This window comes from Microcoleus sp. Pol11C2 (assembly GCF_036701505.1).
Taxonomy (GTDB): domain Bacteria; phylum Cyanobacteriota; class Cyanobacteriia; order Cyanobacteriales; family Microcoleaceae; genus Microcoleus.
Genome location: NZ_JAUBQX010000035.1, coordinates 11,983 through 32,389, shown reverse-complemented (window position 1 = coordinate 32,389; position 20,407 = coordinate 11,983). Strand labels below are relative to the sequence as shown.

The window sequence follows — 20,407 nt, the reverse complement described above, 5'->3', positions numbered from 1 at the left end:
AAACTTGTTCGCAGCAAGGACTTTCAACCTCAATGACTGAAGTCCTCACTACAAACCTTACCAAATATTAAGAGTCTGCATTCCTGCCTGTTGTTGGCGGATTGTTTCGAGAGTTCGCTTTAAATCCCACTTTTAAAAACCTCGCTATTAACTATCACAACTCTCAACCACTAACTATCAACTATCGACTATCAACTATTTACCTATGAATGCTTTTCCTGACTTTTCCAACTACGGCTATCAAATAACCCGCGAACTCGGACACAATCGCGCTGGCGGTAGAGTTACTTATCTCGCTACCGAAATTAATACCAAACGTTCCGTCGCTGTCAAACAATTTCAATTTGCCCAAACAGGCGCTAATTGGGCTCAATATCAAGCGTGCGAACAAGAAATTCAGATTTTGCGAGAACTCGACTATCCCAGCATTCCCCGCTATTTAGATTCCTTCCCCACTGCATCGGGTTTCTGCATGGTGCAAGAATACAAAAATGCCCCTTCCTTGGCAAATTCTAACCGCTGGAAGCCCGAACAAATCAAGCAAATTGCTATCTCTGTTTTAGAAATACTCAAATACCTGCAAAATCGGGTTCCGCCAGTCATCCACAGAGATTTAAAACCCGAAAATATTTTAGTAAATGACCGGATGAATGTCAGCCTTGTCGATTTCGGATTTGCCAGAATCGGCGGGGGAGAAGTGGCCGCCAGCAGCGTTGTTAAAGGCACTTTGGGTTTTATGCCGCCAGAACAAATGTTCAATCGGCAGCTAACTGTTGCATCGGATTTATACAGTCTCGGCGCAACGCTAATTTGCTTGCTAATCGGCATCAATTCTACCGAAGTTGGCAGTTTGATGGACGATACCGGGCGGATTAATTTTAAACATCGCTTGCTGCAGCTAACTCCAGAATTTCTTGACTGGCTGCAAAAAATGGTGGAACCTAATTTCAAACACCGCTATCTTTCGGCGGATGCTGCCCTCAATGCTTTGATTCCCCTAGAGGTAGTTCAGCAGCGTAACAAGTCAAAACTCGCACTGATATCAGTCGGATTATTAACAGTAATTGCTGCTATTTTTATTCCCGTGCTCTGGAAATTTTCCGAACCTAAAACAGCCGTCGATATCAAACGAGTAATCAACGCAAAAAAGTTAAGTCCTCAGACTCAAGTGATGTTAACTGACAAACTAGAATCGACAAAAACTAGAGATTTTTGGTCTTTGAGGCAAAACAAAAAAGTCTATTTTGCTGTCAGTGGTACTAAGTTGCCAAAAGGAGAATATAGAAGTTATTGTAAGGTTGTCAACCCTCAAGGACTATTCGCAGCCCAGAGTCAATCTTATTTAAAAACGACGGGCGATCGATTAAATACTTGGTGCTGGTACAATTTTCAAAAAGATGACAAACCCGGCAATTGGCAGTTTCAATTTTACTTAGACGGTCAAAAAGTGACGCAAAAGAGTTTCAAGGTTTTACCTTAACCTCGTTGTTCCGGGCTGGCAGTTAACTTCACCGTAACGTTGTTCCGGGCTGGCAGTCAATTTCTTTGCCGTCAAAAGTTGGCGGAATCCAAGTTTCTGGATAACTTACGTTCTCCGGATCGCTCTCGCACATAGCACTAATAGTTTTTATTAGATTGCTACCCTTTTCTTTGTAAGCAAATACTGCGCCCGTGTAGGATTTTCCGGGGTTCCTATCAGTAGGTTTGGCGATCGCGATCGCGCTTTCAAATTGTGCTGGTTCGCGGTGATTGTGCCTAGTTTGAACCGGGCCCATTGATGAGACTATCGTGTAATTATAGTTCTTGGTCTGTTCTTTAAATCCTAAATTCAATTTTGCAATGGAATCGCTAAATTGACCGTATTCTGCATAGTAAGCTTGCTGCCCTCTATTGATGCTTGCAATAAAGCCTCTGGCTTCTAACAATTTCATCTTAGCCGTTGCCGGGGACGGGGGGGGGACGATCCTATTGAGTTTGAAATCGTAAAATGACGCCATGATGCCAGCCACAAGCGCGCTGTAAATTGCAATCCTCGGCAGCAAACTGGATACTGGCAATCTCGATTTTTTACTGGCTTTAGCTACATTGACTGACATTTTTTTAACTGTCATAAAGTAAATTTGCCAAGCTTGTAGGGTGCGCCACAAGCACCCTACAGATTACAAATTATGCAGTTTCGTGCTGTTTGTGCCATGCGGGATGCCACAGCAATTCAGCAGTCGATCGCTTCTCGACCATTTCAGGAGTAATCGTACAGTTAGCCACATCCTTGCGAGAAGGCAACTCGTACATCACATCCAGCATTAACTCTTCTAAAATGCTGCGGAGAGCTCTCGCGCCAGTTTTGCGACGATAGGCCTCCTGGGCGATCGCCCGTAGCGCTTCCGGCTGGAATTCCAATTCCACGCTGTCCATCTTCAACAGCTTTTGATACTGCTTCACCAGCGCATTCCGGGGCTCAGTCAATATCTGCATCAAAGCTGCTTCATCCAGCGGCGAAATCACCGTTACCACCGGAATCCGCCCCACAAACTCAGGAATCAAACCAAACTTGACTAAATCGTCCGGCTGTACCTGCTGCAAAATATCAGCGGCCCGCTTATCTTTCGCCGGCAAAGTCGAGTTGCTGTCGCTTTCTGTTGGCTGAATAAAGCCCAAAGATTTTTTACCCAAACGCTGTTCAACTATTTTTTCCAAACCGACAAAAGCACCGCCACAAATAAATAGAATTTTGCTAGTGTCAACTTGAATAAAATCTTGGTAAGGATGTTTGCGGCCGCCTTGCGGGGGAACATTAACCACTGTTCCTTCCAACATTTTTAGCAGCGCTTGCTGAACTCCTTCTCCCGATACATCCCTCGTGATCGAAGTGTTTTCGCTTTTGCGAGCAATCTTGTCAATTTCATCAATATAAATAATGCCCCGCTGCGCCGATTCGACATCAAAATCCGACATTTGCAACAGCCGCAGCAAGATATTTTCTACATCGTCGCCGACATATCCCGCTTCAGTCAGTGTCGTCGCATCGGCTACCGCAAACGGAACTTCGAGCATTTGCGCCAAACTTTGCGCTAACAAAGTTTTGCCACAACCTGTGGGGCCCACTAGCAGGATGTTTGATTTTTGCAATTCTACATCGCTGTCAGGGGAAGACTTGTCGCTATCTTTAGCTTGGTCAACGCTCAAGCGCTTGTAGTGGTTATAAACTGCTACAGAAAGGACTTTTTTTGCTGAATGCTGGCCGATGACGTGGTTGTCTAAATGCTGCTTAATCTCTGTTGGTTTTGGAATTTGAGCTAAAACGATTTTCGATTTATTCGATCGACCCGGGCGCCGCGTTCCTTGTCCCTGAGACTCTCGCACCTCTGATTGGGGAATCTGTTGACCAATTGTTTTACTGGAGTCAAAGAACTCCTCCTCTAAAATTTCATTGCACAGTTCCACGCATTCATCGCAAATGTAGACGCCGGGCCCAGCTATTAACTTGCGGACGTACTCTTGCGACTTGCCGCAAAAGGAGCATCTGAGATGGGAGTCATATTTTGACATATTTGCCTCTTAATTTACGGTTGCGGTTGCTTGTTTCGACTGGGGAAGTTGCCGCGGGAGCGACCTTAGCTTTGCCCTAGAAGGGTTTCCCGATCGGACACCCAAGCCAGTCAAGCTTCGCGATCTCTATTTCTAAGTTAACACTTTTGAGGCTTTAGTCATTAGTCATGAGTCATTCGAGCAAATTTGAATTTTTCATTTTCTCTTGAAAATAAAGTGGCGCGGGCTTACCATTTTTTGTATTCCAAAAATTTTCCCGACATAATTATTTTCACTCGATCGCCTTTTGGGTCTGCTTCTTTCTCGACATCCAAACTAAAGTCGATCGCGCTCATAATCCCGTCACCAAATTTTTCGTGAATCACTGCTTTGAGCGGCATCCCGTAAACTTGCATAATTTCATAGAAACGATAAATCAGGGGGTCAACCGGAACCGAGGGATCCAAAGAACCTTTTAACGGAGGTTCACAGAGAACCGCAGCCGTCTCGCTATCTAGTCCTAAAGCCGAGACAATTTTCTCGGCTTCATCTTGTGATGCGGTAGCTTGACGGTAAATAACCGCGGCAATCCAAACTTCGTCGCGCCCCAAAACTTTTTCCAAATCTCCAAAACTAATTCCCTTAGCTTTTTTAGCCGCCAAAAGCTTTTCTGTAATTCCTGAAATTGCCATTAAATATTCTCCCCTTCACTTCTGTGTCAGATGTGAAATATGTCTCACATTTTGGTAATTTTGTCAATACTAAGTTGAGAAAAAAATCGAATTGATAGCTCGCAACTTCAGCAAAAGTTGGTCTCCTTAACCCCCGCAACTCATACAATTTGAGATTTGAGATTTGAGATTTGAGATTGGCAATGACTGATGACTACCAGGGTTGAGAGCTAGTCAACAGTTGCATTCTTTATTCCAACTGGTATCACAACCGATAAATCCTAAAATAACTCATAACTGCCCTGTGGCAATGGTACAGTTGGCAGTATATGTAATAAAAGTTACACACGCAAAGGCCTTCGGCATTCGGCAAACGGCTGAATTTTGATCGTGCTAGCCTGAAGCTCAATCCTCGCTCACGCAACCAAAGCGCCTTTACCACTCAAAACAGGCAACTGACAAAAGTATGGAGATTCAGACCAAAGATTACACGATCCAGTACGATCGCGCTACGCAAACAGTCACCTGTAGTGGCTCGTTCCGACTCAGCCAGGTGGAAGAATACGCACCCATCGTCGATCTGCTCAACGAAGTGGCTGACTCCTGCCCAAACACGGTGACTCTAGACTTGCGAAAGCTAGAATTTTTAAATAGTTCTGGAATTAATATTGTCTCAAAATTTGTGATCAAAGTGCGCCAGCAAAAAAATATTCAAATCGCCATCAAAGGTTCTAAACAGATCCCCTGGCAGATAAAATCCCTGAAAAACTTGCAGCGGCTGATGCCTTCCTTGCACTTAGAATTGGAATAATAACGAAAAAGGTAAACAGGAATCCCCGGCTAAGTGCGAGAACCAGGATGAGGGTGGCTGAAGTTAATCGGAATAAGTCATAGTTAAACTAGCACAAAACCCTAAAAAACTTCAGAACCGACTAAAAATTACCAATTTTCAATTGCTATGCAGGAAGAACCATCGACAGAACAGCTACTTTTCGACGTTCAGCGGCTGAGTGCGGAACTTGAAAACTTGAAGCGCGAAAAGGTTGACCTAGAACTTTTGCTGGAGACTACCACCGAACATTCAGATACGATGGAAGCTCACTTGCTGAGCAAAGCTCAGTTGGCGCTGCGTTCAAGCGAAGAGCAATTTCGGGCGATCGCCTCGGCAACTCCCGTGCCGATATTAGTTTCTCGCCTCTGTGACGGCTTAATTATGTATGCGAACGCTCAATTGGCTTCTCTCCTGAACATACCCCTAGAAAAATTGATCGGCTGCAGCACTCCAGACTTTTACTTTAACCCCGCCGATCGCCCAAAGGTACTTGAGGCACTTGCTAAAGAGGGATACCTCCAAAACTACGAAATCCACTGCAAAAAATCAGACGGCACCGCTTTCTGGGCGATGATCTCGGTTCAGTCGCTGGTGTTTAACGGGCAGCAGACGGCATTGTGCGCCTTGTACGACCTCACCCAGCGCAAGGAAGCAGAACAAACCCTCCAAGAGAGCGAAAAGCGTCTCCGTCGCCAGAGTTTGGCTTTGTTGCAGCTAGGTAGGCAGAGGACTCTCAACAGCGGTGCGCTGAATGTGGGAATTCGCGAAATTACCGAGGCTGCTGCCCGGACTTTGGATGTGGAAAAAGTCAGCGTTTGGCTTTACAACCATGGAAGATTTGGAACTCGGTACCCCAGCGATCAGCTAAATTTTACCGAGAGAGTTCTCGCCCAGAACCAAACAGAGCCACTCGATACAGAGGCCGCTGCCCCAGAGCAACACGAGGGGGTGAATCATTCTAAGTTTAAAATGCCCAACCTCAAATTAGTTTGTCTTGACGTATACGATCGCACCCAGGAGAATCATTTGAGCCGGGAGTCCATATCGGCAAGCGATTTAAATTTATCAATTTTAGATGTTGAAGGCGACGCACCGGGCGAAAATGTGCGATCGGACAATGGTTTAGAACCTACGACAAAGACTCAAAACTCTCTACAAACAAATTTGTCCCACTCATCTTCCCTAGCCGAACATTCCGGTGTGCTGCCAAATGCCAGCAAGCCGAATTCCTCCATATTAAATGTAGCAATTAGGCTCGGCGGCCAGATCGTGGGCATCCTCTCTCTCGAACATATCGGCGCGCCCCGCCAGTGGGCTCTGGAGGAACGCACCTTCGCTGATTCTTTGGCAAATTTAGTAGCGCTGGCGATCGAAGGATTTGAGCGCCAGCGGGCTCAGGAAGCACTCTCCAAAGCGAAAGCGCAGCTAGAAATGACGGTCGATCAGCGCACCGCTCAACTCACCGCCGCCAATAAACTGCTCCGCATCGAAATTGCCGAGCGCAAAAGAGCCGAAATAGCCTTGCAAGAAGCCTTACACAAAGCTGAAGCAGCTTCGAGAGCTAAAAGCACTTTTTTAGCCAATATGAGCCACGAGCTGAGGACGCCGCTCAACGCGATTATCGGTTACAGCGAAATGCTACAAGAAGAAGCACGAGAATCGGGACTCGAAGAGATCATTCCCGATACCCAAAAAATTTATAACGCTGGCAAACATTTGCTGACTTTAATTAACGATATTCTCGACCTTTCTAAGATAGAAGCTGGTCGGATGGAGCTTTATTTAGAAAAATTTGACCTCAGTAATTTAATAGAAGAAGTCGTTGCAACTTTGCACCCTTTGGTCGAAAAAAATCACAATCAATTGCAAGTTTCTTGCTCTGAAAATTTGGGAGTGATGTATGCAGATTTGACTAAAGTCCGGCAAATTCTGTTTAATTTGCTCTCGAATGCCCTGAAGTTTACCGAAGGTGGAACGGTTCTGTTGAGCGCGACTCGCGAACCAGCCGGCGAGAGCGATTGGGTTTATTTGCAGGTATCTGATACGGGGATTGGAATGTCGGCAGAACAGCAGCAGGGTTTGTTTCAACCTTTTATTCAAGGGGACGCTTCGACTACTCGCAAGTACGGTGGCACCGGTTTAGGATTAGCCATTAGTCGCTTGTTTTGCCAGATGATGGGCGGCGATATCACTGTTGAGAGTGTGTTGGATGTTGGCTCTACTTTTACTGTTCATTTAAAGACAAAAGTTGATATTAGTTAGAAGCAAATTGGGCAACTAGCAATGTATGGGATTTAAGGGATTTAATGGGTGGGGGTTTTGCCAGGAATTGTGTAGGGGATTTAACGGATTTAACGGATGGCAAAAGATGGAATAATTCCCCCATTACCCATTCCCCCATTACCAATTACCCATTACCAATTACCCATTCCCTTTTTTATTGTGACACCGATCGCGATCAACCTCTGTTTTCGATCACACAGTAGCATTTTTTTTCAGCCTAGAATACCTATATTATTCCAAGATTGTCCTGCAGGCACGATAGGGGGCCTCGCTGCATTCACAAGTCCCACCTCAACCTAATTAAGGCGGTGGGGGGTTGCTTCCAGAAAGGCAATTTGGTAAAAGTAATGCTATGGTCGCGAAGCAGTAGAAGGCAAAATTTAACAGGAAATCAGGAATTTTCTCAAGTCTCTGGACGCAGAAACACAATTCTGCTTTTTGCCTTCATACTGCTTCTACGGGCGAGATAGCACTGCTGCTGAAAGCAATGCACAATTTCTCAGAATCAAAGGAGTGCATCTACATGATTAAACCTTGCAGTCAACCGCTAAAAATAAACCCTTTTACTTGTTATCGCGATCCGGCTACAGGCAGGTGGACTACTGTAGTTACAAGTGTTCCAAACACTTGCGAAACAGACTCTAGTTTAAAAGCAGAAGCCGAAGGCGAAAACGAAGGTAAAGCAGAAAGGATCGTTTCTGCTTCGCCTGCTGTCTCGGTGTCGAAAAAAGTCCTTTCTTTTTCCCTGCCTCCATTTAAACACCGTGCCAAAAAATCTGCTGTTAGTGTCAGCAGGTAGATATCGCAGGGGTCTAATCTAGTTTCCACGGTTAGTCCCCGACGATCGTCAAACCAAACAAAACAAACTTATCCATAGCTTAAACTGTCAAAAAACGATATACTGGCAGCAAACTTTCTCCTTCAATATCCGTGAAGTATTTGCTCGATCGCTGCCTCCACTTTGTATGGACAGACCGACCAATTCGCCAGCGGGGAACAGTCATCATTGCTATTCCGCTGAGTTTTCTGTTTGCTTCGCTGCTAGCAATTGCAGCCCTCCGGGATAGTGCCATACAGATAAGAAAGCGAGGAGATACTAATAAGGCATTACTTCAGGAAACTAACCGCATGATAACCCTGGTGGTGGATGCGGAAACGAGCGTTAGGGGTTATGGGTTGACAAAGCGCCGCGAATTTCTATCACCCTACTTAGAAGCAAAGAAGAGTTTGCCTCCGCTGCTGGCTAAACTCAACGTTTTGGTTCAAGAAAACAAACTGCAAGCTCAGCGATTTGAAGAAATTAAAAAAAGTACCGAACAGCATATAAATTTCTTGCAAAACACTTTGAATAAGCTGGACAGTTCGGCAATAAGGATGCAGTCGCCGGAAATAATTGAGGTGTTCACTCAAGGCAAATTGAGGAGGGAGAACCTGCGCGCAAAAATTAATGTGTTTGCTAATGCCGGCGAAGCCTACCAGAAAAGTCTAGATAGGCAATTAGGGGAGTTGGTAGATTTCATTAATTTTGTGCAAGTTGCGGGTTTACTTTCCGGCTGTTTGGGTGCAGGGGCTTCCTGGTATTTATTTGATAGTTTAGAGAAGGAATTGAGCAAGCGGGAAGCTGGCTTGGAAGAAAGTAAAAGTCGCATTCAAGCTGTGGTAGACAATGCGGCTGACGGTATTATTACTTTGGACGCACAGGGAAATATTGAGTCTTTTAATAGGGCAGCAGAAAAGATTTTTGGCGAGAAAGCCGATCGAATAATTGGCTCTAACCTGCGGCGGCTGATAGCTCAACCGCTACCGCACAGCAGCGTGGGGGATTATTCGATCGAATATTTTGTGTTACATCCAGATACTAGGCTGAAGACTTACCAGCAAGAAACAGTTGGAATTCGGCACGACGGAACCAAGTTCCCGATGGAGTTGGCTGTCAGCGAAATGCGTCTGGCAAATCAACACTTGTTTATTGCGATTTGCCGCGATGCCAGAGGACGAAAACAAGCCGAGGAAACTCTGCGAAAGCAAGCGCAAATGCTGGATTTGGCAAATGATACGATCGCGGTACTAGACTTAAATGGGGCGATTTCTTATTGGAATTTGGGGGCGAAGTGGCTCTACGGGTGGCGGAAGTCGCAAGCAATAGGAAAAAATATTCACAAGCTTTTACAAACAGAATGGGCCCAACCTTTTGAGGTAATTCAAAAAGTATTTTTCGAGAAGGGTTCTTGGCAAGGAGAACTGGTGCGAACTAAGAAAGACGGGACAAAAATAACGGTGGCAAGCCGATGGACTTTGCAGTACGACGATCAAGATCAACCAGTGGCTATTTTGGAAATCAGCAACGATATTAGCGATCGCAAACGCTCAGAAATTGCTTTAGCCGAAAGCGCGCAGCGGTTTCGCGCTACTTTTGAGCAGGCGGCAGTAGGCATGGTTCAAGCGACTGTGGAAGGCAAATTTCTCTTAGTCAATCAAAAACTTTGCGAAATTTTGGGCTACAGCCGGCAAGAATTGGTGGAGAAAAGATTTCAGGATATTACTTGGCCTGGAGATTTGGCAAGCGAACTGGAACTTTTGCGCCAATTGTTAGCAGCAGAAATTGAAAATTTTTCTGTGGAAAAGCGCTACATCCGCAAAGACGGAGAGTTGGTGTGGGCAAACTTAACGGTTTCCCTGCTGCGAGAACAAAATGGCAGCCAATTTCTGATGAGTGTGATTGAAGATATTAGGGAACGCAAACAAGCTGAGGAATCGCTGCGGTTGCGCGCTCAAGAATTGAGGTTGACAGCCCAAAATCTAGCTCAAACGACGAATAGTTTAAAAAAGCGGAATCAAGAATTAGACCAGTTTGCTTATGTAGTTTCTCACGATTTGAAAGCGCCACTCAGGGCGATCGCCAATCTCAGCAGTTGGATAGAAGAAGACCTCAGCGAGTCGATGACAGAGGATACTCTGCACCAAATGAACCTGCTGCGCGGCAGAGTTCACAGGATGGAAGGTTTGATTGAGGGACTGCTGCAATATTCCCGCGTCGGAAGGATTCAAGTGCCTTCAGAAATGGTAAAACTTGAGAAGTTATTAGCAGAAATTATTGATTCGTTGGCGCCACCCTCGGGATTTGAGGTGAAAGTTGAACCGGGAATGCCAACTTTTGTGACCGAAAGATTGCTGTTGCAGCAGGTTTTTTCTAATTTAATTAGCAACGCAATTAAGCACAACCGAGCTGAAGCGGGTCATGTAAAAATATCGGTTAAAGAGTTAGATGATTTTTACGAGTTTTCTGTAGAGGACGACGGGCCGGGGATTGCTCCTCAATATCACGATAAAGTTTTTGTAATTTTTCAGACCTTGGAAGCTCGCGATAAAGTTGAAAATACTGGGATTGGTTTGTCGCTGGTAAAAAAAATTGTCGAAGGTCAAGGCGGCAGTATTTCTATCAAATCTGCCGAAGGTGAGGGAGCAACTTTTCGGTTTACTTGGCCGAAGCAACCTATTAGCCAAGACGGAAAATAAAACAACTTTAAAGGTAGGATGTTTACGGCTCACCGCGAGCCAAAGAGTAAATGTAGGGTGTAGACGGACTACGAAGAAGCAGATAGCGACTGTTTAAACTGCATCACAACGGATTTCGATGATAAATCCATCAGGATCGTAAAAGTAAATGCCGCGTCCTGTAGCGCGAGTCACGGGGCCGCTATCGATCGCAATTTGATTTGACTTTAGCACCTCCAGAGCGCCATCGAACAAATCCGGCTCGATATCGAAGGCTAAGTGGTTGGCGCGGGTAAAAGCTTTCTCCGGGTCTGGGTTGGGCGGTTCCAAGTCGGGCTGCCAAAATAAGTCAATAACAGTACCGTCTGGGGTAACGAAATTAGCGACTTTACCAGCGGCTACCATTTCTGTTAAAGTTGCGGGAATTTCTGCACCTGTTAGTTCGTGCAGGCCGAGAATTGTACCGTAGAAGTGGCGGGAAGCTTTCATGTCGCGCACGTTTAAAGCGATATGGTGAACGCGGCGCAAATTCCCCGGCGCGAGGGCAATTTTGACGTTTTTTTCAGTAGTTTGCATGATTGTCAATTGCGAATATTAAAATTGAATGCAGTTTGATTTTTTCAGATGCTGCCCTGTAAAATAAGCATTTTAAGTTGGTAGTGAGAACTGGAATCCTCCGATTTCTATGAGGACTGAAGTCCTCACTACCAAAACTTTAATTCTGGTCGTGCGATCGCACATCATATCCATTAATATTATTTTTCTTTAGGAAACGATGCCATGCCTACAAATAGCATAGCCAGACCACCTGCCAGAATTGCGAAAGCAAGTACACCTACAACTAAATCTAATCCCGATGTATTTTCCATTAAATTAAACTGTTCTCCAATTAAATACAATTATCGGTATTTGTTCATGGTTGAGTGCTTGCACACTATGGGGAAGATCAGAAGAAAAAAATTAGTTCTCAACTTTTTATAAAAAAAGCCTATTAATTTCTTCCGTCTTCCCTAAACATCCATCCGTTAAATCAGTTAAATCCTGTACACAGCTTAGTTGCCGAACTTATTGTTTTGCCAATTCTCGCTCAATAGCAGCGATTAGTTCTGGCGAATCGGGGCCAACACTGCTGCGGAATCTGGCCACCACTTCACCCTGTTTGCTAACTAAGAATTTCTCAAAATTCCACGAGACCTCACCCTTGGGATCGACTGCACTCGTAAGCTTAGCGTACAGCGGGTGCTGCTGAGTTCCTTTAGCGCGTACTTTGTCAAATAATTCAAAGCTGACGCCGTATTTGGTAGTACAGAAATTGACGATTTCTGGATTACTTCCGGGTTCTTGACCTCCGAAGTCGTTGCAGGGAAATCCTAAAACACGGAGTCCAGCCGCGCTGTACTTCTGGCTCAATTCTTCGAGTCCTTTGTATTGAGGTGTATAGCCACATTTGGAAGCTACATTAACTATCAAGAGTACCTTGCCAGCGTACTCTCCTAGCTGCTTGTCTTCGCCTGCGATCGTTGTTACTTTTATGTCGGAGATTGTGCTGGGCATTTTCAAATACTTTTAAATTTGACCACCACAATTTTACCGCAAGTCTGTACAATTTTGTCTAGAGGTCGATCGCTAAAAATTTCAATATCCCGGTCGGGGCGGGTTGAGGCATCTCGCGCTTATATTATAGATATGGGTGAATCCGCCCCTACAAAAATGACGGTTAATTTACCGAACATGATGTTAGTAGATGGCGGTAAACTTTCTCCCGATCACGGCTCGCCACAGTCCGCTCTTAGATTTAAGTTTCTCGCTAATACCTAAAATCTACACGGAAAAGGACGAATATTTTAAGTCTCTGAGTGGTGTTCCGTCATCCATTTTTGGTAAGTATCCTCAAGTTGCTTGTCTTCGAGAACGAGTTCGAGGCGGACTTTGACGCAACCGTGACGGGGTTGAGAGGCGATCGAATTTAAGATTTTGCTAGCTTTCTGCACAGAGGTAAATTCAGCCTTAACTGTCGGTTCTTGGCGAGCGCTCTTAATCTCCGTCAAATCTATACCAGTGATGTTTCCCTCGCCTAAATCTATTTCTGCCAACACCTTCGGATCGTCGCCGACTTGTTCGACAATCAGCTTTTCCCACTGGATAGGTACTTGTACCATCCGAGTTTCAATTTCTTTACGCACTATGACTTCGCCGACTTTGCGCTTGCTGCGATTTATCACCAATCGTTCTTCTAGCAGGCGAATTACTTCTTGATCGACAATATCCAAGTTTTCCTCATCCTCATCTGTCTCCCAATTTGGATCTGTGAGTTCGGCATCTGTTAGATTTGACATAACTGTTGAGGGATTTGTTAACTCACTGTTGCTAAATTCACTATCCGGTTCAGAGGCCTTTTCTAAATACGGATGCCCGCCATTTGCCGAAACTACTGGCAGCAGATCGACTTGATCCGAATTAATAGTTACAAACAGGGCTTTTTGGTGATAATCGACTTTTTTAAGCAGCTTAACACTTAATAAAAAAATGCGGGCGTTTTCGCTGCCTAGCCCAGCCACCACAAAGTTTAACTGACCGTTAGCATCAAAATATACATCTTTAACTTTGCCTACCAAGTGACCTTGGTTGTCTTTGACGGTAAAACTTTTTAGCTTAGTTCTGACTTTTTCAGGTACCCGGTTGAGACGGGTTATTGATTTGGCAGTTGCTATCTTTTCTGCTGATGCTTGACCGTTCATTTTTTAAACTTTCCTGCTTAGGGATTTTTCTTATGAGTTGGTAAGGGGAAATTGGTAAAGGCGGGGAAAGTGCATAAACGTTGCCAAAACTAGACAAGTTTTGTACCCCCCCCGCCCCTCACATAGGAAGTGCGCGATCGCTACCAATCCAATCAAACCTGCGCGGTGACAGAATTATGTCATTAAGGCGCAATTCCTATGCAATAGCTGTTGCGGTTGGTTTAGATCTTTTTATTTTTATTATCTACAACCGCAGTTCCATCAGTCTTAACGTCTAATTCTTCACGACGCAAGGTTTCTTCGCCCTCAACCGTGGTGCGAACAACTTCTTTTCTGACGTTGACTTCTTCCCGGACAAAAGCTTCCTTGTGAATGTCGGCCGTTTCTTCGTAGACTTCCATGCGTGCAACTTCCCCTGATTGGAAGTCAGCCTCACCGACTGAAACTACTCGACCCGCTTCTACTGGGGTTACTCGATCGATTACAACTCGTTCCTTTTCAATGGGTACTGAAGCTCGCGCTGTTTCAGTTTCCACGCGCTTGCCCACTGCTACTTCGCCTGTTTTTGCGCGGTGTTTGTTGGCAATCAAGCGTTCTTCATAAAGCTTGAGATTTTGGTGCTGCTGTTCGTTGGTTTCGTAGAGAGGGCGGTCGATATCGTAGTTGTAGCTGCTGCGATCGTAGCTAGCAGGAGTGGCAGTGCTGGCAGCGCCAGTTCCTTGATTGCGGTAAACGCCTCTTACCTGTTCTTCGCGATCGTAATCTACTGCTTCTAAATCATTGTAAGCCGGCAATTGTTCTGCTTGAGCTTTGTTCCGAAGGCCTGTGGCGTGGACGCGACGGGCTCCGTAGTCGAAGCGGGCCGAGCCGATTGGCAACAATACTTTTTTGCCAAAAATCCAAATACCGGTATCAATTACCAGATAGCGGAAACGACCAGTGTCATCAACCAAAGCATCATAAACCGTGCCTACTTTTTCATCAGAGTCGCCTGCATAAACATCAAATCCCTTGATGTCGTCTCCAGCAAAGATTTCTTCCTGATAGTTAGGATAAAATTCTGCTAATCTTTGAAGTGCCATGTGTTTTTTCCTCTTTGCTCTACTTAAATTAATAGTAGAAATTAATTTGCTGACTTCCCTCTCCCTAAAGTCAGAAGTGTATAATTTAGGTTGTTTAATACTATAGGAATACTACGGCATCTCTTCTTCTGTGCTAGCGCGCTCAGCTATTCTAAAGATTGTAAAACTCTACAATCGTCAATCTTATATATAACAAGTATTAAAACTCAAAGCCAACGGTACGGACACGGCATTGCTGTGTCCTACTCCCCTACTGGACAATCCTTTGCGCTCTGCCTACTGTTAATAATTGTTAACGAGGTGGTAAAAAATCAACATTACATAGTAATACAGAAAAATCAAATCCCCTCATCTTGTAGGAGAGGGCAGGGCTGTTTTATTCCCAGGGAAATCATCGTTTTGTATGGGTAGCGCCCCCGTGCCTACCCCCTCCACGGACGAGGGAATAGGTGTTTCAAATATCGGGGCAACCACGGGGGGTTTGCCCCTACGGATAATGAAACCGCCCTGTAGGAGAGGGGCTTCCGAAAAGCTAGAAATTTTAAGTTCAGAGTTGATTGAATTGAGTTCTGATAGCTTCTATCCGACTGCGGTTAACTCCCAAATCCGACTGTCCCAGACGCGAAGCCGATCGCACATGGATGACTTTTGCTTCATCATCTACCAAAAATTCAACGTCATCAACAAACCCCATCAAAGCACTGGTGAACTCCGCATACAGGTAATTATCAGTTGCCGTGATAATTTTAGTTCTTCCATAGGACTCGATCGCCCCTTTGAGCTTTACCATAGCTTCCGCAGCGGACGAAGGGTATGCCAAAGGCTCAATTTTGTGTTCGGCATCTTGACTGAAGCTGCTGACGCAGTTGGGGGAACTCGGGCACGCTGCGAGTTTTCCTGACTGAATCCCGATATTGGCAGGTCTTGTTCCAGCAAACATTGTTTTTTCTCCGGGAATAGCGATAAAAGTAGCGATCGACAGTACCGCTACTGCTAGCAATGATATTAAAATAACCACGACTTTTTTCCATGCTGTCGGCGATTTTGTTTCAACTGTTTGCAAAGGATTAGCCCTCCTGAAAGTATAAATGCGGTCTAATTTTCATATTAATTGAAATTAACATCAAAAAATTAAAAAGATTTTTTTTGTTCTTCAATTAACCAGTAAGTCAGCATTCTTCCTTTACCTTTAATCGGGATATGACCCCGTTCTTCCAAAACAAACTGCTCTTTCAAACGCTCGTAAGTCGCCGCCGTCACTTGAATTTTACCAGGCAATCCATTCGACTCCATGCGTGAAGCAACATTAACAGTATCCCCCCACAAATCATAGCTAAATTTACTAATCCCAATAATTCCAGCCACCACCGAACCGCTGTGAATTCCGAGCCTCAATTGAAAATTTTCTCCCATTTTGGCATTAAACCTCCTCAAAGCTGCCTGCATCTCCAAAGCTAAAAATGCGATCGCCTCAGAGTGATCCTCCCGTGGCGTCGGCAAACCCCCAACCACCATGTAAGCATCCCCAATTGTCTTAATCTTTTCCAACCCGTGCAATTCAGACAACCTATCGAACTCCGAGAAAATCCCGTTCAAAATTTCTACCAACTGCGTCGGACTTTTGTGAGCAGAAAACTGTGTAAAACCCACCAAATCAGCAAACAAGACGCTTACCTCATCAAAATGATCCGCTATCAACTTTTGCTCTTTTTGCAAGCGATCGGCAATAGGTTTCGGTAAAATATTCAGCAGCAATTTCTCTGTTTGTGCTTGCTGCACTTTCAGCGCTGCTTCAGCTTGCTTCCGCTGAATCAACGAACCAAGCTGCGTAGCAACCGCGCTCACTAATTCTAACAAGCGTGGCTGACATTTCAGAACTTTTTCACGATAAAAAATCAAAATAGCTAACACTTGATTGTCGGCGACAATTGGCACCCCAAAAGCTGCTTTTAATCCCACACTCACCGCGATTTCCGCTCGTAAAAAAACTTGTGCCGGTGCAGTAGAAACATCATCGATCCATTCAGACTGCTGCGACTGCCAAATCCTACCTGGGAGTCCCACACCGGGAGCAAAAATTAACTGCCAACTTGTTTGTCGGAATTGGGCAAAACTCAAGTCACTAACGTACCTGCCTGTAGCGCATTTTAAAAACCCCTCACTACAAGGAATCCAAGCTTCGCCCAGATTCCATTCAATAGTTTTGCAAATTAAACCTAAAATTAAATCTATAGCAGAGTCAAAATCCTCAGACTTGCTAATAGCTTGAGTAGCCTCCAGCAGCAATCTTGTTTCCATTTCCACCTGGTGGCGTTCAGCAATTTCTTGGTGCAACTGGATATTTTGATCTGTCAATTTTTGATTTTTTTCTTGCAATTGCATTTGCAATGAACGCACAGTAAGTTGATTACTCACTCGCGCCAATACTTCTTTCACCTGAAAAGGTTTTGTGATATAATCGGCTCCGCCGACTTCAAAAGCTTTGGCCTTATTTATTCCTTCTTCTAGCGCGCTGAGAAAAATGATGGGAATTTCCCTGAGTTTCGCTTGTGATTTTAATTTTTTACATAGTTCGTAGCCGTCAATATCCGGCATCATAATATCGAGTAAAATCAAATCTGGTGCGCTAGATTGAATAGCATCTAACGCCGAAAAACCATTAGTAACCGGTCGAACTTTATAGCCATTTTTTTGCAAAATTCTAATCAACAAACGCAGATTATCTGGCGTATCGTCAACTACTAAAATATCTGCTTGATCGTTTTCAGTTTGTTCCGCCTTCATCTGCATTATCTGATTCCTCCGCCTCGGCAATTAAATTGAGAATTTTCTGGTAATCAAAATTATCGAGATGACCCTGGAGGATTTCCGCAAATTCAGGATGAGGCTCCCTTATTTCGTCGATTGTCCTGACAATTAAGTCAAAATCAGCACTGCGGATTACCTGCTTCATGTTGTCTATCCATTCTGCGGGAAGTGTAGGTAAATAAGCAAGCGCAGCATTAGCGATGGAACCCGATAAATTATTTCGATCGCCTATTGAGATAAAGTCCCTTGAGTTAGAGTAGAGATACTTCACGCCCAAATGTTTGTTGATGGCATCAAATATATCTGTTTTGCGGAAAGGTTTGCTAATAAAATCGTCGCAGCCGATCAATAAAGCAAACGCTTGCCTCCCTTCAATTGTACTAGCTGTCAAAGCAATAATCTTTGGAATCGGAGAGTCAGGATGGGAAATATTCATTTCCCATCCTGACTCTCTCTGCTTGATTCTAGCCTTAATTTGTTTAGTAGCTTCGTAGCCGTCCATCACTGGCATTCGCACATCCATCAAAATTAAGTGGGGATGCCAATTTTCCCACATTTCTATTGCTTCCTGACCGTTGGTGGCTTGTTCCACCCGGAAACCTAAAGGAGAAAGCATTTTAACTAAAAGTTGGCGGTTGTCTTCGCGATCGTCCACAATTAAAATCCGGTAGCACGGTTGATTGGGTTCCAACCCACTAACTTGGCGGTTAAGTTGCGGATCTGGAAGATCGGCAGCATAAACTGCACCGACTGGAATTTCAAATTTAAAAGTGGTGCCTAGTTCCAGTTGACTTTCTACGACAATTTCTCCTCCCATCAGGCGGACAAATTGACGGCTGATCTTCAATCCTAAACCCGTACCTTTATGATTTTTTTTACCGGAAGCTGTTTGCACAAAAGCCTTAAAAATATTGCCCAATTCTTCGGGAGCAATGCCAACTCCTGTATCTTCTATTTCAAATAGAAGGAAAAAACTCGGCACAGTTGAATTCTCAGCCTCATCCCTCCATTCAACCTTGGCAAAATCACTGCTAGCTCTCGAAAATTCCCGAATACTTCTTGTGGTATCAAAGCAAGCTGTGGGACTATCCAATAAATCCAGAAATCCCGATTTTTCTAATTTTATAACTCTTAAGATGATTTCGCCTGTTTCCGTAAACTTAATGGCATTACTCAGAAGATTAATCAGCACTTGCCGCAGTTTAATATCATCGGTTCGCACGTACTGAGGAACGTCAGCATCGCGCTGGAAACGCAACTGCAACTCTTGCTTCTCTACCCGCAGTTGAAACATATCTTGCAAATCGTCAAGCAAGCGGTAGAGGTCGAAGTTTTTCGGGTTGAGCATCATCCGCCCCGCTTCGATTTTTGACAAGTCTAAGACTTCATTGATCAAGGTCAGCAAGTGTTCGCCACTACGCCGAATAATTCTCATATTTTCTCGGTTTTCGACACTAAGATCAGGGCTGGGTTCCATGATTTGTGCAAAGCCGAGTATAGAATTGAGAGGGGTGCGTAACTCGTGGCTCATATTGGCCAAAAAGGTGCTTTTAGCTTTGTTTGCTGCTTCAGCAGCTAATGCGGCGTGTTGCAGTTGTTCTGTGCGTTCGTCAATTTTGGCTTCTAAAGTGTGGTGGTATTCTGCTAGTATTTTTTCGGCTTGTTTGCGATCGCTAATATCTTGAAAAGCTGCGATCGCATAAACAATATTTCCGCTAGCGTCAAAAATCGGCGTGGTACTGATCTCGATCGCAATTCTTTTGCCATCTTGACGGATTTCTACATCGTCAACCTTGACAGATTCTCCTTTCAGTGACCGCAAAATTGGCAGATTATCCGGGGGGTACAGCTCATCAGTATTGGCAACATAAAGTTGATAAGTGGCAGCTAATTGTTCCGCAGTGCTTTCCGGGATAGTGTCTGCACCCAGCAAATCCCGCGCTGCCTGGTTGAAATAGGCGATCGAGCCATCGGGATGATAAACAGATACCCCCACTGGCAAAGCTTCTAAAAATTGACTCAGGCGGCTTTCACTCGCAGACAACGCCTGATTTACTAGCTTTAACTCCTCGTTTGCTTCTTGGCGCTTATGAATTTCATCGGCTAACTTTTGATCTTGCAAATAACTGTGAACCGCTTCTACTACGGTTAATTTTAAGTCTTCATTTTGCCAAGGTTTAGGAATATAACGGTACAATTTAGCATACTTGATAGCATTACTCAGGGCTTCCAAATCTGCTTGCCCCGTTAGCATTATGGTTAGAGTCTCCGGCGAGCTTTCGTGAATTCTTCTGAGCAGTTCATCCCCTTTAATATCCGGCATGATGTAATCGGAAAGCACCAAAGCAATCTCGTATTCATCTGCCTGCAGATCGGCCAGCAACTCTAAAGCATCAGCCCCCCCTTCAGCGGTTTCAATTATACAGCGATCGCCGATCGCCTTTTTCAGTTCAATCTTTAAACTATTCAAAACGTCAGGTTCATCATCAATACAAACAATCACAGGTTTTTTCATAACTTAGCCAGCCCAGATTTTATAATCTCTATTAAGTCTTTGCTTTGCCAGGGTTTGTACAAACAACAGTATAAATCTGCTTCTTCTAATGCCCGCTGAACTGCCCCTGCATCCGCTTGTCCAGTCAACATCACTTTAATAATTTTAGGATATTTTTGGTGAACTTTAATTAAAAGTTCGTCACCTTTAATTCCCGGCATCAGCCAATCAGAAACAACCACAATCACCTGAGCTTTTTCTTGAAATTCCTCCAGTAAATCTAAAGCTTCATCACCACTTTCAGCTAATTCATAAAAGTAATCATTTTTAAATTCCTTTTTGAGCTGCATTTTGAGAGTATTCAAGATATCCGGTTCATCATCAACACAAAGAATTATAGGCTTATTCATCTTTTCTTCTCTGCTTAAATTTTAGTAGGTTTACTGACATGACTTGCTTTTACATTATTGATTTCC

General features: G+C 44.3%; 16 protein-coding genes. 4 read left to right on the top strand and 12 right to left on the bottom strand.

Annotated elements, in window-relative coordinates:
- Nucleotides 1–205: 205 nt before the first annotated feature.
- Nucleotides 206–1,480, top strand: a complete 1,275-nt coding sequence (locus QUA42_RS18970; protein ID WP_333139107.1) for a protein kinase domain-containing protein — start codon at nucleotides 206–208, stop codon at nucleotides 1,478–1,480.
- A gap of 28 nt (nucleotides 1,481–1,508) precedes the next feature.
- Here the strand turns inward: QUA42_RS18970 and QUA42_RS18965 are convergent, their stop codons facing one another.
- From QUA42_RS18965 to cynS, 3 genes are all read right to left on the bottom strand, one after another.
- The gene (locus QUA42_RS18965) at nucleotides 1,509–2,111 is read right to left on the bottom strand and encodes a type IV pilin-like G/H family protein (protein WP_333139105.1); all 603 of its coding nucleotides are present in this window, start codon (nucleotides 2,109–2,111) and stop codon (nucleotides 1,509–1,511) included.
- A 55-nt stretch (nucleotides 2,112–2,166) separates the two neighbouring features.
- Entirely contained in the window at nucleotides 2,167–3,549 is a 1,383-nt protein-coding gene (gene clpX, locus QUA42_RS18960) for an ATP-dependent protease ATP-binding subunit ClpX (protein WP_333139103.1), read from the bottom strand.
- A gap of 227 nt (nucleotides 3,550–3,776) precedes the next feature.
- Nucleotides 3,777–4,220: a cyanase gene (gene cynS / locus QUA42_RS18955; protein ID WP_333139101.1), complete on the bottom strand. Its 444-nt coding sequence runs from the start codon at nucleotides 4,218–4,220 to the stop codon at nucleotides 3,777–3,779.
- Between the two features lie 445 nt (nucleotides 4,221–4,665).
- Between cynS and QUA42_RS18950 the strand changes: the two genes are divergently transcribed.
- Together QUA42_RS18950 and QUA42_RS18945 are read left to right on the top strand one after the other, a co-directional pair.
- The gene (locus tag QUA42_RS18950; RefSeq protein ID WP_333139100.1) at nucleotides 4,666–5,010 is read left to right on the top strand and encodes a slr1659 superfamily regulator; all 345 of its coding nucleotides are present in this window, start codon (nucleotides 4,666–4,668) and stop codon (nucleotides 5,008–5,010) included.
- Between the two features lie 147 nt (nucleotides 5,011–5,157).
- Nucleotides 5,158–7,293, top strand: coding sequence for an ATP-binding protein (locus QUA42_RS18945; protein WP_333139098.1), 2,136 nt, complete (start codon nucleotides 5,158–5,160; stop codon nucleotides 7,291–7,293).
- A gap of 591 nt (nucleotides 7,294–7,884) precedes the next feature.
- Here QUA42_RS18945 and QUA42_RS18940 read toward each other — a convergent pair.
- Nucleotides 7,885–8,142, bottom strand: a complete 258-nt coding sequence (locus QUA42_RS18940; RefSeq protein ID WP_333062580.1) for a hypothetical protein — start codon at nucleotides 8,140–8,142, stop codon at nucleotides 7,885–7,887.
- A 102-nt stretch (nucleotides 8,143–8,244) separates the two neighbouring features.
- Between QUA42_RS18940 and QUA42_RS18935 the strand changes: the two genes are divergently transcribed.
- A complete protein-coding gene (locus tag QUA42_RS18935) occupies nucleotides 8,245–10,830 on the top strand; it encodes a PAS domain S-box protein (RefSeq protein WP_333139096.1) in 2,586 nt (861 codons plus the stop codon).
- A gap of 93 nt (nucleotides 10,831–10,923) precedes the next feature.
- Here the strand turns inward: QUA42_RS18935 and QUA42_RS18930 are convergent, their stop codons facing one another.
- The 8 genes from QUA42_RS18930 to QUA42_RS18895 form a co-directional block, all read right to left on the bottom strand.
- Nucleotides 10,924–11,385: a VOC family protein gene (locus QUA42_RS18930; RefSeq protein WP_333139094.1), complete on the bottom strand. Its 462-nt coding sequence runs from the start codon at nucleotides 11,383–11,385 to the stop codon at nucleotides 10,924–10,926.
- Between the two features lie 489 nt (nucleotides 11,386–11,874).
- Entirely contained in the window at nucleotides 11,875–12,363 is a 489-nt protein-coding gene (locus tag QUA42_RS18925) for a glutathione peroxidase (RefSeq protein WP_333139092.1), read from the bottom strand.
- Between the two features lie 290 nt (nucleotides 12,364–12,653).
- Nucleotides 12,654–13,547, bottom strand: coding sequence for a DUF2382 domain-containing protein (locus QUA42_RS18920; protein ID WP_333139090.1), 894 nt, complete (start codon nucleotides 13,545–13,547; stop codon nucleotides 12,654–12,656).
- Between the two features lie 221 nt (nucleotides 13,548–13,768).
- Nucleotides 13,769–14,629, bottom strand: a complete 861-nt coding sequence (locus tag QUA42_RS18915; protein ID WP_333139088.1) for a DUF2382 domain-containing protein — start codon at nucleotides 14,627–14,629, stop codon at nucleotides 13,769–13,771.
- Nucleotides 14,630–15,176: 547 nt separating this feature from the next.
- Nucleotides 15,177–15,692: a DUF1499 domain-containing protein gene (locus tag QUA42_RS18910; RefSeq protein ID WP_333139086.1), complete on the bottom strand. Its 516-nt coding sequence runs from the start codon at nucleotides 15,690–15,692 to the stop codon at nucleotides 15,177–15,179.
- Nucleotides 15,693–15,760: 68 nt separating this feature from the next.
- Nucleotides 15,761–17,419, bottom strand: coding sequence for an adenylate/guanylate cyclase domain-containing protein (locus QUA42_RS18905; protein ID WP_333139084.1), 1,659 nt, complete (start codon nucleotides 17,417–17,419; stop codon nucleotides 15,761–15,763).
- Nucleotides 17,394–19,952 (bottom strand): response regulator, encoded by a 2,559-nt coding sequence (locus QUA42_RS18900; protein WP_333139082.1) that lies wholly within the window; start codon nucleotides 19,950–19,952, stop codon nucleotides 17,394–17,396. Before QUA42_RS18900 ends, QUA42_RS18905 begins: the two co-directional genes overlap by 26 nt.
- On the bottom strand, nucleotides 19,949–20,341 hold the full coding sequence (locus QUA42_RS18895; RefSeq protein ID WP_333139080.1) for a response regulator: 393 nt from the start codon (nucleotides 20,339–20,341) through the stop codon (nucleotides 19,949–19,951). Before QUA42_RS18895 ends, QUA42_RS18900 begins: the two co-directional genes overlap by 4 nt.
- Between the last annotated feature and the right edge of the window lie 66 nt (nucleotides 20,342–20,407).

Coding starts and splice junctions, on each gene's coding strand:
- QUA42_RS18970 (WP_333139107.1), top strand. CDS start 206: ATGAATGCTTTTCCTGACTTTTCCAACTACGGCTATCAAATAACCCGC.
- QUA42_RS18965 (WP_333139105.1), bottom strand. CDS start 2,111: ATGACAGTTAAAAAAATGTCAGTCAATGTAGCTAAAGCCAGTAAAAAA.
- clpX (WP_333139103.1), bottom strand. CDS start 3,549: ATGTCAAAATATGACTCCCATCTCAGATGCTCCTTTTGCGGCAAGTCG.
- cynS (WP_333139101.1), bottom strand. CDS start 4,220: ATGGCAATTTCAGGAATTACAGAAAAGCTTTTGGCGGCTAAAAAAGCT.
- QUA42_RS18950 (WP_333139100.1), top strand. CDS start 4,666: ATGGAGATTCAGACCAAAGATTACACGATCCAGTACGATCGCGCTACG.
- QUA42_RS18945 (WP_333139098.1), top strand. CDS start 5,158: ATGCAGGAAGAACCATCGACAGAACAGCTACTTTTCGACGTTCAGCGG.
- QUA42_RS18930 (WP_333139094.1), bottom strand. CDS start 11,385: ATGCAAACTACTGAAAAAAACGTCAAAATTGCCCTCGCGCCGGGGAAT.
- QUA42_RS18925 (WP_333139092.1), bottom strand. CDS start 12,363: ATGCCCAGCACAATCTCCGACATAAAAGTAACAACGATCGCAGGCGAA.
- QUA42_RS18920 (WP_333139090.1), bottom strand. CDS start 13,547: ATGAACGGTCAAGCATCAGCAGAAAAGATAGCAACTGCCAAATCAATA.
- QUA42_RS18915 (WP_333139088.1), bottom strand. CDS start 14,629: ATGGCACTTCAAAGATTAGCAGAATTTTATCCTAACTATCAGGAAGAA.
- QUA42_RS18905 (WP_333139084.1), bottom strand. CDS start 17,419: ATGCAGATGAAGGCGGAACAAACTGAAAACGATCAAGCAGATATTTTA.
- QUA42_RS18900 (WP_333139082.1), bottom strand. CDS start 19,952: ATGAAAAAACCTGTGATTGTTTGTATTGATGATGAACCTGACGTTTTG.
- QUA42_RS18895 (WP_333139080.1), bottom strand. CDS start 20,341: ATGAATAAGCCTATAATTCTTTGTGTTGATGATGAACCGGATATCTTG.